The organism is Kribbella sp. NBC_01510 (genome assembly GCF_045040325.1).
In the GTDB taxonomy this organism is placed as follows: Bacteria; Actinomycetota; Actinomycetes; order Propionibacteriales; family Kribbellaceae; genus Kribbella.
The window spans coordinates 2,983,396-2,996,469 of the sequence record NZ_CP109418.1 but is presented as its reverse complement, the minus strand read 5'-3'; the positions used below and the strand labels follow the sequence as shown (position 1 = coordinate 2,996,469).

At 66.7% G+C, this 13,074-nt stretch carries 17 protein-coding genes and 3 tRNA genes; 13 read left to right on the top strand and 7 right to left on the bottom strand.

Annotated features, from left to right (window positions below; all coding sequences use genetic code 11):
- The first annotated feature begins 244 nt into the window (after positions 1–244).
- Together OG558_RS14895 and OG558_RS14890 are read left to right on the top strand one after the other, a co-directional pair.
- Positions 245–595, top strand: coding sequence for an STAS domain-containing protein (locus tag OG558_RS14895; protein WP_329483814.1), 351 nt, complete (start codon positions 245–247; stop codon positions 593–595).
- A 44-nt stretch (positions 596–639) separates the two neighbouring features.
- Positions 640–1,368, top strand: coding sequence for a polyprenol monophosphomannose synthase (locus tag OG558_RS14890; RefSeq protein ID WP_329483813.1), 729 nt, complete (start codon positions 640–642; stop codon positions 1,366–1,368).
- On the opposite strand, the gene OG558_RS14885 is transcribed toward OG558_RS14890, so the two are convergent.
- Both OG558_RS14885 and OG558_RS14880 read right to left on the bottom strand, forming a co-directional pair.
- Positions 1,365–1,715, bottom strand: coding sequence for a metallopeptidase family protein (locus tag OG558_RS14885; protein ID WP_329483812.1), 351 nt, complete (start codon positions 1,713–1,715; stop codon positions 1,365–1,367). The two genes, OG558_RS14890 and OG558_RS14885, sit on opposite strands and share 4 nt — an antisense overlap.
- Before the next feature lie 17 nt (positions 1,716–1,732).
- Positions 1,733–2,683 (bottom strand): hypothetical protein, encoded by a 951-nt coding sequence (locus OG558_RS14880; protein WP_405070794.1) that lies wholly within the window; start codon positions 2,681–2,683, stop codon positions 1,733–1,735.
- Between the two features lie 129 nt (positions 2,684–2,812).
- Here OG558_RS14880 and OG558_RS14875 point away from each other — a divergent pair, with 129 nt between their 5' ends.
- The 4 genes from OG558_RS14875 (at position 2,813) to OG558_RS14860 (ending at position 4,435) form a co-directional block, all read left to right on the top strand.
- Entirely contained in the window at positions 2,813–3,985 is a 1,173-nt protein-coding gene (locus tag OG558_RS14875) for a hypothetical protein (protein WP_405070793.1), read from the top strand.
- A 124-nt stretch (positions 3,986–4,109) separates the two neighbouring features.
- Positions 4,110–4,182: transfer RNA gene (locus OG558_RS14870), tRNA-Glu, on the top strand.
- Positions 4,183–4,241: 59 nt separating this feature from the next.
- Positions 4,242–4,318, top strand: a tRNA-Asp gene (locus tag OG558_RS14865).
- Between the two features lie 44 nt (positions 4,319–4,362).
- Positions 4,363–4,435: transfer RNA gene (locus tag OG558_RS14860), tRNA-Phe, on the top strand.
- A 217-nt stretch (positions 4,436–4,652) separates the two neighbouring features.
- On the opposite strand, the gene OG558_RS14855 is transcribed toward OG558_RS14860, so the two are convergent.
- Positions 4,653–5,300 (bottom strand): histidine phosphatase family protein, encoded by a 648-nt coding sequence (locus OG558_RS14855; RefSeq protein WP_405072166.1) that lies wholly within the window; start codon positions 5,298–5,300, stop codon positions 4,653–4,655.
- A gap of 228 nt (positions 5,301–5,528) precedes the next feature.
- Between OG558_RS14855 and OG558_RS14850 the strand changes: the two genes are divergently transcribed.
- On the top strand, positions 5,529–5,783 hold the full coding sequence (locus OG558_RS14850) for a hypothetical protein (protein ID WP_405070792.1): 255 nt from the start codon (positions 5,529–5,531) through the stop codon (positions 5,781–5,783).
- Positions 5,784–6,533: 750 nt separating this feature from the next.
- On the opposite strand, the gene OG558_RS14845 is transcribed toward OG558_RS14850, so the two are convergent.
- Positions 6,534–7,172, bottom strand: coding sequence for a MarC family protein (locus OG558_RS14845; protein ID WP_405070791.1), 639 nt, complete (start codon positions 7,170–7,172; stop codon positions 6,534–6,536).
- Positions 7,173–7,467: 295 nt separating this feature from the next.
- Here OG558_RS14845 and OG558_RS14840 point away from each other — a divergent pair, with 295 nt between their 5' ends.
- The gene (locus OG558_RS14840) at positions 7,468–7,884 is read left to right on the top strand and encodes a hypothetical protein (protein ID WP_405070790.1); all 417 of its coding nucleotides are present in this window, start codon (positions 7,468–7,470) and stop codon (positions 7,882–7,884) included.
- Positions 7,885–7,904: 20 nt separating this feature from the next.
- Here OG558_RS14840 and OG558_RS14835 read toward each other — a convergent pair whose 3' ends face one another.
- Positions 7,905–8,423 (bottom strand): GNAT family N-acetyltransferase, encoded by a 519-nt coding sequence (locus OG558_RS14835; protein WP_405070789.1) that lies wholly within the window; start codon positions 8,421–8,423, stop codon positions 7,905–7,907.
- A gap of 362 nt (positions 8,424–8,785) precedes the next feature.
- Between OG558_RS14835 and OG558_RS14830 the strand changes: the two genes are divergently transcribed.
- Entirely contained in the window at positions 8,786–9,088 is a 303-nt protein-coding gene (locus OG558_RS14830) for a DUF6247 family protein (RefSeq protein WP_405070788.1), read from the top strand.
- Here the strand turns inward: OG558_RS14830 and OG558_RS14825 are convergent.
- Together OG558_RS14825 and OG558_RS14820 are read right to left on the bottom strand one after the other, a co-directional pair.
- Positions 9,085–9,774, bottom strand: a complete 690-nt coding sequence (locus tag OG558_RS14825; RefSeq protein ID WP_405070787.1) for a response regulator — start codon at positions 9,772–9,774, stop codon at positions 9,085–9,087. The two genes, OG558_RS14830 and OG558_RS14825, sit on opposite strands and share 4 nt — an antisense overlap.
- A gap of 171 nt (positions 9,775–9,945) precedes the next feature.
- Positions 9,946–10,656 (bottom strand): prepilin peptidase, encoded by a 711-nt coding sequence (locus OG558_RS14820; RefSeq protein WP_405070786.1) that lies wholly within the window; start codon positions 10,654–10,656, stop codon positions 9,946–9,948.
- A 302-nt stretch (positions 10,657–10,958) separates the two neighbouring features.
- Between OG558_RS14820 and OG558_RS14815 the strand changes: the two genes are divergently transcribed.
- The 4 genes from OG558_RS14815 to OG558_RS14800 all read left to right on the top strand — a co-directional run bounded on the left by OG558_RS14815 (position 10,959) and on the right by OG558_RS14800 (position 13,058).
- Positions 10,959–11,144 (top strand): Flp family type IVb pilin, encoded by a 186-nt coding sequence (locus tag OG558_RS14815; RefSeq protein WP_405070785.1) that lies wholly within the window; start codon positions 10,959–10,961, stop codon positions 11,142–11,144.
- Positions 11,145–11,245: 101 nt separating this feature from the next.
- Entirely contained in the window at positions 11,246–11,428 is a 183-nt protein-coding gene (locus OG558_RS14810) for a hypothetical protein (RefSeq protein WP_405070784.1), read from the top strand.
- Between the two features lie 110 nt (positions 11,429–11,538).
- Complete coding sequence (locus OG558_RS14805) at positions 11,539–11,961, top strand: TadE/TadG family type IV pilus assembly protein (protein ID WP_405070783.1); 423 nt, start codon at positions 11,539–11,541, stop codon at positions 11,959–11,961.
- The gene (locus OG558_RS14800) at positions 11,949–13,058 is read left to right on the top strand and encodes a pilus assembly protein TadG-related protein (RefSeq protein WP_405070782.1); all 1,110 of its coding nucleotides are present in this window, start codon (positions 11,949–11,951) and stop codon (positions 13,056–13,058) included. The genes OG558_RS14805 and OG558_RS14800 overlap by 13 nt, the downstream gene beginning before the upstream one ends.
- Positions 13,059–13,074 lie beyond the last annotated feature (16 nt).

Here is a 13,074-nt window from a genome sequence, read left to right as displayed (position 1 = left end):
CTATCACCGCGAGTGGGTCTTTCGTTTGCTTGAGTCTTCGAATCGCTTGCCTGCCAATTGGCAGCGCTTACAGCGGTCAGGTCACGCTCCGAGGTCATCCGCACGAGAACCGTTGTGACGCCGGCGCGTTGGGGCATACGGTGAGAACAGGGCAGTTCCGTTCCGCCAGGACCGACCGGTGGTCATGGTGCTGCCCGGGGGAGAGACCGGCGTGACAAGCCACCGAGACCCGCGGGATGGCGAGATGATCAGAACCACGTTCGACGCTGAGACCCAGGAACTCGAACCCGGCGTACTGCTGGTCCGGCTGTCCGGTGAGATCGACATCGCCAGCACCGACTTCGCGTCCGCGTCGATCCGCGCCGCGGTGGCGCCGCCGGCCCGGCTGGTCCTGATCGACGTTTCCGACGTCACCTTCTGCAGTTCCGCCGGTCTCGGCAACCTGGTCGAGGCCCGCAACCTGGCCGGCGAGCACAACATCACCCTGGCCCTGGTCGGCGTCGGCCGGCCGATCGACCGGCCGCTCGAGGTCACCGGTCTCGGCGCCCAGTTCCGCATCTTCGCCACGGTCCCGGAGGCGCTGGCGCAGCTCTGATCGTCGGATGCGGTAGCTTTCCTTGTCTCCGACAAAGGAAAGTCATGGGTGAGCTGACCAAGATCGTGGTCGTCGTGCCGACCTACAACGAGCGGGAGAACCTGCCCGTGCTGGCCGGACTGCTGGCCGACCTCAACCTGCCCGGCCTGGAGATGCTCGTCGTCGACGACAACTCCCCCGACGGCACCGGTGACATCGCCGACGAGCTGGCGAAGGAGTCGCCGGAGCGGGTCGGCGTACTGCACCGGACGGTGAAGGACGGTCTCGGCCGCGCGTACATCGCCGGGATCACCCGCGCCCTCGACGAAGGCGCCGACATCGTCATCCAGATGGACGCCGACCTGTCCCACCCGGCCTCGGTGATCCCGACCATGGTGGAGACGCTGCGGACGACGGACGCCGGCGTGGTGATCGGGTCCCGGTACGTCGAAGGCGGCGAGGCGGCGGCCGAGTGGGGCTGGCACCGGCGGGCGCTGTCCGCGTGGGCCAACTTCTACGTGAACGCGATCCTGCGGCTGCACGTGAAGGACGCCACGGCCGGGTTCAAGGCCTGGAAGGCGGACACGCTGCGCTGGATCGACGTGGGCACGATCGAGAGCAACGGGTACTCGTTCCAGGTCGAGATGAACTACCGGACGGTCAAGCGCGGCCTGCGCATCGCCGAGGTTCCGATCCGCTTCGAGGAGCGGACCGTGGGTGCGTCGAAGATGACCCTGAAGGTGCAGCTCGAGTCGGCCCTGATGCCGTGGAAGCTGCTGTTCTCGCGCTCCTAGCCGTAGCCCAGTTCGTGCAGGCGGGCGTCGTCGATGCCGAAGTGGTGCGCGATCTCGTGCACCACCGTGATGTGCACCTCGTCGACGACGTCCTCGACCGTGGCGCACATCCGCAGGGTCGGGTTGCGGTAGATGGTGATCCGGTCCGGCAGTACGCCGCCGTAGTAGTGCCCGCGCTCGGTCAGCGGGATGCCTTCGTAGATCCCGAGCAGCTCCCGATCCCCGGCCGGCGGCTCGTCCTCGACGAAGATCGCCACGTTGTCGATCAGCGCCGCCAGCTCGCCCGGCACCTCGTCCAGCGCCTCCGACACCAGCACCTCGAAGTCCGCCCGACTCATCTCGATCACGCTGCCAGCGTAGTGACCTAAAGCCAGCCCTGACGCGACGCTTGCACGCCGAGCTGGAACCTGGTCTGCGCCCCGAGCGCCTCCTGCAGGCGGCCGATCCGGCGCGCGATCGTACGCTCGCTGACCCCGAACTCGCGGGCAATCGACTCGTCCGTCAGCCCTGCACTCAGATAGGTCAGCAGCCGCTTAGCGTCCAGGCTGGGTCCAGCGGTCACGTCGTTCAGCTCGGTGCCGCCGGTGATCGGTACGGCGATCCGCCACAATGCCTCGAAGATCCGGGCAAGCCCACCCAGCAGCGGCGAATCGTGCACCACCATCGCCACGAACTCCGGCCCCCGCTGTACGTCTGACCGTGCGCCGACCAGCGCCCACCGATCGTCGACGATCGTGATGTTGAGCGGTACGTGCGGGAACACCCGGGCCTGCTCACCGGCCTCGATGCACGCCTGTACCAGGTGCAGCGCGTTGGCGTCCTGGAGGACGTGGGCGCCGTAGATCACGTCGTACCTGACACCCCGCTCGAGGGCGTCGAACATGCCGTCGACGATCCGCAGCTCACGGGCGGCGATGTTGCCCATGGTCATTGCCCGGACCTGCTCCTCGGCCTCGGTCTGGACCGAGTTCAGGACCGCCTGCGCGGCGGCGTACGTCGGCAGGACCTCGAGGTAGTCAGGTTTGCCGGTGGCCGCCTTCCAGAGCTCCGACAGCAGCTCGGCGCTGTCCCGGGCCAGCGCGGCCTGCTGCGTATGACGCTCCGCGAGAGCGCCGAGCGCGAGGCGGGGCGGCCGAACCACCACCGCGTCGGCGGTCCGCTCGATCAGACCGAGATCAGTCAGCTCGCAGAGGACGGCGTCGAGGTCGTCGTGGCTCGCGGCCAGCTCGGCCGGGGTGGTCTCCGGGTTCTGCAGCAACTCGAGCAGGACCCCCTCCGCGCCGGCCGACAGACCCAGGGCCCGGAGCGCTTCCATGCCTCTGTGTATCACCGGCGACAGGTTCTCGCCATGCCGGTTTCTGACAGCTCCAGCCCTCGAAGCGTCCGCTACCTGCGGCAAATACTGATGCCGCCCAAGTCCCCCACGCGTTCCCAGGAGTCCCCGATGAGAAAACGCCTGATCTGGCCGGTGGTCGCCGCTCTCGCCCTGACGTTCGGCCTCGCGATCCCGTCCACCGCCACTGCGGCCCCTGTCGTGCAAAGCGCCGTACCGCAGAACCTGTCACCTGAGCTGCAGCAGATTGTCGACAACCTGCCGGCGATGCGCGAGCGGGCCGAGGCGGTCAAGGCCAAGCTCGGGCTGAAGGACAACACGGCCCAGGACGCCGTACTCGAGGCCATCGACCCGACCCAGTACGAGTGCTCCGACGCCACCCCGCCGGTGGTGTCCGCGATCATGCCGGACGTCACCGACTGGACCTTCGAGCAGCGGCTCGCCGTCCTCCACGTCCTGTTGTTCAACATGGCGCTCATGGACGCGGCGTACCTGCCGCAGACCGGTCCGTTCACCTACGGTGCACGGGGCGAGTTCAGCAACCAGGTCAACCGCACGATCCGCGACCTGAAGACGTTCTGGGACATCCCGTCCGGCGACGTCGAATTGGTGCCCGCGCACGGCCGGGCCATGCTCGACCCCGAGGTGAACTACCGCGTCTTCACGACGCTCTACGGCTTCGACCCGGCCGCGTCGCGGATCTCCGCGGACCTGGTCGCGCACGAGCTGAACAGCCCGGCGCTCGGGTACGGCGACCTACCGATCTTCACGTTCAACGCGTACGCCGCTCCGGGCGGTGAGGACATCCCCGGCCTCGGCAAGTCCCCGCGGCGGATCGCCTTCGGTGACGGCGTGCTCGAAGGCTTCGCCCGGGTCGGGCTGGGCGACGTGGCGCCGCAGGCCATCCTCGCCCATGAGTTCGGTCACCAGGTCCAGTACTCCGACGACCTGATGCGGCCCGACCTGCCCGGGCCCGAGGCGTCCCGCTGGGCGGAGCTGATGGCGGACGCGTTCAGCGCGTACTTCCTCACCCACGCCCGCGGCGCCGCGATGCAGTGGAAGCGGGTGCAGGCGTTCGGCCAGATGTTCTACCAGCTGGGCGACTGCGGCTTCGCCGCGGACGGCCACCACGGCACACCCAACCAGCGGATGCGGTCCGCCCTCTGGGCCTACAGCGTCGCAGATTCCGCCCGCCCGCAGGGCCACATCCTTCCGGCCCTCGACTTCTACGGGCTGTTCGCCGCTCAGTACCCGCAGCTGGTTGCCCCTGACGCGACCAGCTGATTCCAGGGCGCCGTACGCCTCCCCCCAGGGCGTACGGCGCCCGCCCCGGAACTCGTTTTGGCTGCGGGCGCGGTCTCCTCTATGCTTACGGCTGTCCCTGGAGCTTCGGCTCCCGCGGGTCCGAGTCCCCATCGTCTAGTGGCCTAGGACGCTGCCCTTTCAAGGCGGTAACGCGGGTTCGAATCCCGTTGGGGATACGGTCGAAAGACCGGTGTCAGAAGCACCTCGAAGATGCTGTAGGATCATCGAGTCATCTGGCCCAGTGGCGCAGTTGGTTAGCGTGCCGCCCTGTCACGGCGGAGGTCGCGGGTTCGAGTCCCGTCTGGGTCGCCAGGAGAAGGCGGCGGTGTAAACACACCGCCGCCGAACTTTCTCCCGGTCAGGTAGCTCAGCTGGTAGAGCGTCCGCCTGAAAAGCGGAAGGTCGGCGGTTCGAGACCGCCCCTGACCACCCTTCTCACCTACGGTTTCTCCTTCTGAGAATCGCCGACCCTCCCGCTAGTACAGCAACAGGTCCAGCAACGTCTGTCGGCTAGGTGTTCCGCGAGAGCTGATCCAGCCCCCGCCGGCCCTCACGGGATGCGTGCGCGTAGGCCGCGATCGTGACCTGGATGTCGGCATGACCCGACGATCGACTGAACGTTGTGCGGCGGCACCAAAGCCACTGATCACACCAGTGGTGGCCCTCCGACACCCTGCAGGTGCTGGGTCTCGTTCAGAGACACAACCTGATGGCTGAAGTGGGTGTCGTTGCGGCGGAGAGTGGTGATACCGCCTGCAGCCAGGGGAAAGAAGACCCGGTCTGTCGACGTCATCGGCATGCCGATCCAGGCAGCAATCAGATAGCTCGATGCGGACCCGTGCGACACCACTATCTGGTTCGCGACTGGTCGACGGAGGATGTCATCGAGGGCCGGGTACAGACGTGCGACCAGTTCCATTCGTGTCTCCGCACCGGCTGGTCCGTCGTGGTGGCCGAGTCGATCGCCGTATTCCGGAAGTGGGATGCGGCGCTCGGCGAGCCACGCTTGGGGACGCCCGTCAGCCTCACCGTTGGACCTCTCGCGAAGCCGCGCATCAGTCTGGACCTCGACGACGAACCTCCGAGCAATTCGCTCTGCCGTTTGGCTGGCTCGCCGCAGATCAGAGGAGTAGACCTCGACCGGCTGGAGTTCGATCCTGCTCGCCAGAACCTCGGCGATGCGTTCGGCCTGCACGCGCCCAAGGGCTGTCAGATCTGAGTCGTGCCAGCCTCCAACGACGCCGTCAACGTGATGCTGTGCCTCGGGATGCGTGACGAGGTAGATGTGTCTCATTACCCTCCTTCGACCCACCTTTGCAGGCACAGAGCCTCTCACCAGTCAGCGATACACGCTGAGGAGACGCTCTGCACGGGTCCCATCTGGGTCATGACGACGAGAGGTTTGGCGCCGGCAGGGCGGGTAGAAGCAGCTCCTCACCCTCCGCTTGCGGACCCGGCGACAGGGGCTGACTCCGCGACTAGCATTGTCGTGCTGGCCTGGGGGACGTTCGGGAGGGCCACCGTGGCCGATCAGCAGAACTCAGCGAGCCGTATCGCCGAGAGCGTCATCGCCGCGATCATCCTCGCCGCGGTCACCTGGGCCTGGAAGCGGGATGTCGTCGGCACGCTCTGCATGTTCGTCGCCGTCGGCTGCGCGTACTACGTGATCAGAGGCGCCCGGAAGTCCGGCAACAGCATGGCCTACTGGCGTGCCGCAGTTCCGTACTTCCTCGTCGGCGTCTTCCTGGCTGTCGTCCTGATCCTCTTGTTCCCGTAGCCCTCTGAGCTCCCCCCAACGATCGTCGTACCCCGCAGGGCCGTGATCCTTCAGAGATCTCCGATGCCCTTAAAGGTCAAGCTGACACCTACTCCGTGGCCGGGCGCTAGCGCCGCGTCAAGCAAGGTAGGGGAGGTAATCCGCAGTGACCACCACCCCGAAGCCCGTCCCGGCGGCCAGGTGCGGGGTTCACCCCTGATCTGGTCCCTTCACCCTGGGAATGCGTAGGTAGAAGGGTGCAGCTGCGAGGTTCTCCCCCAAAATTGACCGGGCGGAAGGCAAGTGCCGTAACGACCTCGACGCTTCCTGGCGAGGCACTAGCTTGTGTGTTGGCTGTTGGAACCCGAAGTTCCCGTGATGACCGAGGCCCTCCCGAAGTTTGCCTTCGATCGGGGCTCAGGACCGCAGCGGCCGGGGCAGGGGCCGGATCTCTTCGGCTCAACTGACCCGTCACCGCGCGCCCGGCTTCCCGGAACCACGCCTACAGGTTTCGTTCCCACTGAAGTCTTCGGTGACCGCAACCCGGACCGCAACGGCTACCCGGCAACCAGCTCCGCGAGCTGATCGAGGGCCTTCCGCTGATCGTCCAGCGATACGTGCGCGTAGATCGTCTCGTCACGTGAATGTCCGCGTGCCCGACGATCACCTGCACGATGTGCGGCGGAACCCCGAGCAGCAGGAGCAGCCTCACGCAACTGTGGCGTTCACGCGCAGGCTCGACGACATCAAGCGGCCGGCGTGGCGATGTGCTTAGTGCGGAATTGGCGCGATGACTCCGACATCGGCCAGGCCGTCGAGGACCAGCTGCACAGCGATCGCAGCGATCAGGAAGCCGAAGACCTTCTCGGTGACCAGCATGCGGCCTTCGTCGAGCTTGTCGCTCACCCGGTTCGCCCAGCGGAACACCACGACGTCCAGCAGCAGGACGAACACGAGGATGCCGAACTCCACGGCGAAGACGCTGAGTGACTTCGCCTCAGCGGAGATCGTCATCAGGCCGACGATGCCCACCGGGTTGAGCAGGTAGGGCACGGCCAGCGGGAACTGCGCAAGCTGCATCGGGTCTTTCCCGGCGGTGCGGTGGCTGCTGTCAGTGGGTGGCCCGAGAACCATCCACACCGCCAGCACGAGCAAGATCACGCCACCTGCGATCGACAGGGATCCGATCGTGAAGTGCAGCAATGCGCGCAACAACTCGCCCAGCACCATGAGTGTCACGGCCACCACCGCCGCCGTGGTCAGCATCTTGCGCAGCACCCGCCGCTTGACGGCCGGGTCAAGGGAAGCGGTGATTTCCAGGAACGGGACCAGCGCGAGCTTCGGCCCAATACCGATCAGCAGCACCAGGAACGTGTCGATCGCACCAGCGGCAGTGATCGATGTCTCCATCCACCAAGTGTCGCGGACGCCGCTCTCCGGCGCCTAGTCTGATTAGCTGGCGTCTTTCGCGCCTTGGCAGGTACGGACTTTCACGAGCCTTCAGCAGCGCACGGGGTCGCGCCTTGTTCTGCTTTACCACCGGCCCAGACAACAAGCTGGATCATTGATCGGCGCTGTCGCCACGTCCCTGTGCCGTGAACCGGCCGCGCCTGCGCAGTGAGGCAGGGGTTCTGGGAGTTGCTACTTCCCTCCATGAAGTGCCCCCTTGTGCCGGGGGACCGGGGTGCCGACTAGCGAGTGGACCATGGCCAACGAGGAATACGGCTCGCGTCCGCGCCGCAGGCGGAAGACTTACATGATCATCGCCTTCGGTGTGCTGGCGTTCCTGGGCGTCGTCGCCGTGCTCTACGTGATCGGTGAGCCAGGGGGTGCGAAGAGCTACAGGACGACCGTCGATTGTCAGGTGAACACAGTCGGATCGCAGGGCGCGGTCACGATCAGCGGCACGATTTCAGGCGACGCGGCGAGCTACTCAGTTACCGTCGACGTCTTGGATGCAGCCTCCCACCAGAGGATCGGCGGTCAGACCTTCGAGGTTCGCGGCACGACCACATTCGGAGGAACCACCCCGGCGCAAGCTCCATTGGATCGGCCGGCATCGAATGCAAGATTGCCAAGGTGGCCTAGCAGTCCTGACCAGGGAGGTTGGTTAGGCGGGTGATGCCGCGAGCCACGTTCGTATCAGCGGCTGGGGCGGTCGAAGATGAGTTCCAGGCCGTCCTCCTCGTCCCACTGTTCGCCGTTCTCGACGAAGCCGAAGCCGGCGATGGTGGCCAGCGATGCCTCGTTGGTGGGGCTGATGGTGGCCCGCACGGTCCGTACTGCGGGTTCGGCCGCCGCACGTTCCAGGAGCGCGGTCACGATCGCCCTGGCGAAACCCTGTCGCCGGTACGGCGGGTCGACGGTGTAGCCGATCTCCACCATGCCGGCCTCGTCCGGTGGACCGTGGAAACCGGCATAGCCGACCACGATCCCGTCGGCCACAGCGAGCTTGACGAGCCAGCCGAAGGTGCTGGGATCCCGGGTCAGCTGATCGAGGCGGTACTGCCAGAGCCACTTGGCCCGGTCAGTGAGGAACTCGTCGCCGAGTGGGAAGCCGAGCTCGGTCTCTGCCGCGGGACGGTCGTCGGCCAGCAACGCGCTCAGCGCGGTACTGGTCATCTCGACGAAGCGAACCGCTCGGGGGGAAGTAGTAGTCATCGCACTCATCCTCAGCCCCGGCAGCCCGCCAGGCCAACCATTAACCCGCCAGCGCCTCGGCGTACCGGGTCGCGTCGACCCCGGCGCGGCGATCGGTACGGCGACGGCCGAGTGGCTCCAGGGCAATCCGGTCACTCACGGCGAACCGAGGTACAGCGTCGAAGACGGAAGGCCCGTCAGCCTAGCTATCGCTGTCGGACTGAAAAGCGAGGTCGGCGGTTCTAGACCGCCCCTGACCACCCTTCTCACCTGCGGTTTCTCGCTCTGGGAATCGCCAACCACTTCGCCAGGACCGCCGGTCAGTTCGGTGGGGTGTGGATAGCTTTGATACGCGGAGGGTCTGCTCAGAGTAATCTGGTGACATGACTGCTCAGCCGATGCAGAGCTCGCCGGATGACCCCAGCGAGATCCTCCGCCTATTGCCGGCGAAGTGGCATGAGCAGTTCCTCAGCGAGTACCACGGCGCACTGGACGCTGCCCACGAGGTGTGGCGCTTCCAGCAACTGCGGGACGTATTGCACCTCTGGCGCCTGAGGGCGGCCGCGTACTCCGATCCGGGCTTCGATCATGCGCTGCAAGCGACCCGCGAGGATCGAGCTGACGAGTTCGTGCCGGCCGAGCAAGCGATACCCCCACGGACCTCAGTGCCCGCCGTTTCGGCCTAGGCCGAGGCCGGCAGCTTCGGCGTGATCAGGCCCTGTCCGAGGGCGATCATGATCGCGTTCGCGCGATTGACGGCGCCCAGCTTCTCGTACACGCGGGAAACATAGGTCTTGGCCGTCGAGAGACTGACGAACATCGCGCCGGCGATCTCAGGCACAGAATGACCCATGGCCAGGAGGGACAGAACCTCTTGCTCGCGCGGACTGAGCGCCAGACCAACCGGCACCCGATCACTGACAGACTGCCCACCGGTGGGCCGTCCAGCGCCGCGACGAGCCAACGCGTGCATCAGGCCGGTCGCGGTGAAGGAAGCGGCCGCCACGGCGGCGTGCCGGATCGCCCCGAGGACCTCGGCGTTCGGGGCGGTCTTGTCGACGAAGGCGGAGACGCCGGTCTCGAGCGCCCTGAACAGTAGGTCGTCCTTCGCCTGGGCCGTGAGTACGACGATGCCGAGCTCGGCGTACCGGTCACGGAGTTCACGGGCGAGCTGGAGGCCGTCAGCGTCAGGCAGAGCGACATCCAGGACCACGACGTCCGGCCGGGCGGACTCGACCAGTGCCGGCGCCTCAGCGGCGAGGCCGCATTCGCCGACGACGGTGATGTCGGCGTCAATGCTGACGAGCCTCATCAGTCCGTACCTGGTCAGTGTGTGGCCGTCGATGACGACGACTTTGATCGAGCTCTGCATTGCTTGCCCCCGCCGGACTCTCGGTGGCCCCCAGCCGGAGATGAGTAGATGTCACTTACTGGTCCGTTGATCGGCGATCGCCTACAACCCGTTACGGGATTCGGATGGGTGCTTTTTGCCGTAACAATCAGACAGCTGGTGACATAGTTCCTGCAGGCCACGCTCCACTCGTCACGCGACGGCGAGGATGGCCACCAGTGCGCCGCCGAGCATGAACGGGCCGAAGCTGATGCTGTGCTGGAGCGTGATCCGGCGTGCGATCAGCAGCACGAGGCTCACGACACCCATCAGGACGAAGCCCAGGGACGCCCCGACGAGCAGAGTCGGCCAGCCCAGCCAGCCGAGCGCGATGCCGATTCCGCCGGCGAGCTTGACGTCCCCGCCACCGAGCTGGCCCCGGCTCAACACCGCCAGCACGAAGTAGCCGCCACCGAGCACCAGCCCGCCCAGTAGCGCGCGCAGCAGGTACGACGGATGCCCGTCGACCGCCGTCGCGAGTCCGAACAGCGCAATCAGACCCGGGTACAGCAGCAGAGTCAACCGGTTGGGTAACCGCTGGACCGCGATGTCGATGGCGGCCAACGCGACCCCCAACGCGCCGATGAAGGCGAACGCGGCCGCATCCGGAAGACCGGCGAACCGCCACAGCAGCAGGGCAACCACCGCAGCGGTCACCAACTCGAGGACGAACGGAACGCCGAACCAGCCACGACACTGCGTACACCGGATCGCGAAACGTCCGCCGACCCGTGCCCCGCAGCGCGCGCAGCAGGTGGGGGCGGGTTCGCCGGAAACCACCGACAACCGGAAGACCGTGCTACGCAGCAGCAGTCCGGCCACGAAGCCAATGATGCCCCCGGCAACTGCCCACGCGATGTCCATGCCGGCCAAGGTACGGCGCACGTCACGCGCGAAGGAACCACATCACCGCAGAACCAGCCGACCGGAGCAGCGAGGCCGGCTGACCGGCCGACGGTGTCAGCCGAACGACCGACAGACCTGTCATCTCCTGTCGGCCGGTCGGCGGTGGTCTCCGCCGTTGTCGGTCGATCGTCCTGCGCTGTCTGGCCGGTTGACCGATGCCGGGCCAGGGCGGCGATCCCGCACTGTTTCGGTACCGATCGGCAGGTCGCCGTTCGATCAACGGGTGGGTCCCGCACCCGCCGCCAACTGAAGGAGTTCCCATGATCAACAACCTGCTCAGCTACGTGCAGACCGCCGTCCAGCAGGCGCGTCGCGACGAGCGTGGCGCCACCATGATCGAGTACGGCCTGATGGTCGCGCTGATCGCGATGATCGTGGTTCCCGCGCTGATCGTCCTCGGCCCGGCCATCGCCGGCCTGTTCACCGACGTCGCCGGCAACCTCTGACCGATCGAACGATCTGCCGATCCCCTCCGTTCGATCGCGAGGGGTGGTGCGGCCCGGCCGGACGGCCGGGCCGCCACCGCCTCGCCCAGGTTGGAGTTCCGATGCCCAGTCTCGCGGGGTTCGTCAAAACCCTTGCCGGCAAGGTGATGCGCGACGATCGCGGCGCGACGCTGATCGAGTACGGCCTGGTGGTAGCGCTGATCGTGCTCGTCGTCGTACCCACTGTCATCATCCTCGGCCCCTTGGTCGCCGCTTTGTACGCCGGCGCCATCGGGGCCTTCTGATCGACCTTCAGGAACCGGGAGAGCTCATGTATCCGAGACGAGGGAAGCGCGGCGGGGAAACTCACCACGGCCACCTATCTCGCATCCGGCCCACGGCATGGGTACGCCGCATGCTGCCCTCGTCGATACATGGGGGCAGCGGCGCGGACCGCGGCGCCACCGCTGTCGAGTTCGCGCTTCTGCTTCCCCTGCTGCTGCTGATCGTGATGGGCATCATCGACTTCGGCCGGATGCTCAACGCACAGCAGACGCTCACCCAGGCCGCGCGCGAAGGCGCTCGGCTCGTCGCACTCGGACAGCCGAACGTGGCGAGTCGTACGCAGGCTGCCGCAACCGGGCTGAGCCCCGTCGGTGTGTCGATCCAGTCGGCCTGCCCAGTCGGCGCCGGCCCAGGCAGCAACGGCGCCGTGCAAGCCAGCTTCACCTTCCAGTTCACGCCCGGCCTCGGATATCTCGTCGGCCTTTTCGGTGGCACCGGCCTGAGCGGCCAGACCACGTTGTCCGCCCGGGGGGTCATGCCATGCGAAACCTGATCCCACCGTTCGTCCGTCCGATGATGCGGCTACTCGGCGCCGACGACCGAGGTGCCTTCGGGGTCCTGGTCGGCATGCTGCTCGCGACCGGCGTACTGCTGGGCATGGCTGCTCTGACCGTCGACGTCGGACAGCTGTACCAGGAGCGTGCCGAGTTGCAGAACGGTGCCGACGCCGGCTCGCTCGCCGTCGCGAAGAGCTGCCTCATCGGGCCGGCGTGCACCACCGGTACGGCGGCCACCTATGCGAACCTCAACGCGAAGGACGGCGTGTCGGCGGTGACCTTGGTCTGCGGTCACGACATCAAAGGTGGTCTGCCGGGTTGTCCGGCGTCCTCGGGAACCATGGTCGACTGCCCGAGCGCACCGGCGACCGGGACGAACTACGTCGATGTGCACACCGCCACGAGGACATCTGGCGGCTCCTCGCTGCTGCCGCCGGTGTTCGCCCGCACCCTGACCGGAAACGCCGGCTACCAAGGTAGTACGGTCCACGCCTGCGCTCGCGCGATGTGGGGCCCGGCCCTGCAGAGCTCGCAGTCGATCGCGATGACGCTCTCGCTGTGTGCGTGGACCCAGGCGACCGGCGGTACACCGCCGACCTTCGGCACCGACGTACGGATCTTCGTCCGCGACGCGCCCAACGCGCCCACCTGCGCCGGTCTGAGCGCGCCCGGTGAGTTCGGCTGGCTGATCGACAGCGGTGGATGCAGGGCCGCGATCGACCTCACGCAGAGCGGTGCCATCGGAGGCAGCGACCCCGGCAAGAGCATCACCAAGCCGTGTCAGGACGTGTTGACGTCGTACGTCGCGAGTGGGGCGCCGATCTTCATCCCGATCTTCGACACGACGACCGGTTCGGGCAGCGGTGCCACATATCACCTGGTCGGACTAGCTGCCTTCATCCTCACCGGCTACGCGAACATGAACCCCCTCAAGGACGCCATCCCATCGCCGTTCACCAAGAGTTCGTGCCCGAACGGGGGCACCACTCCGTCCTGCATCTACGGACATTTCACGCAGGCCCTGGTGCCTGTCTCCACCAGCGTCGGCACCGGCACGTACTTCGGCGCCGTAGCCGTCAAGCTCGCCGGCTAGAACCGCCAGCAGAAGA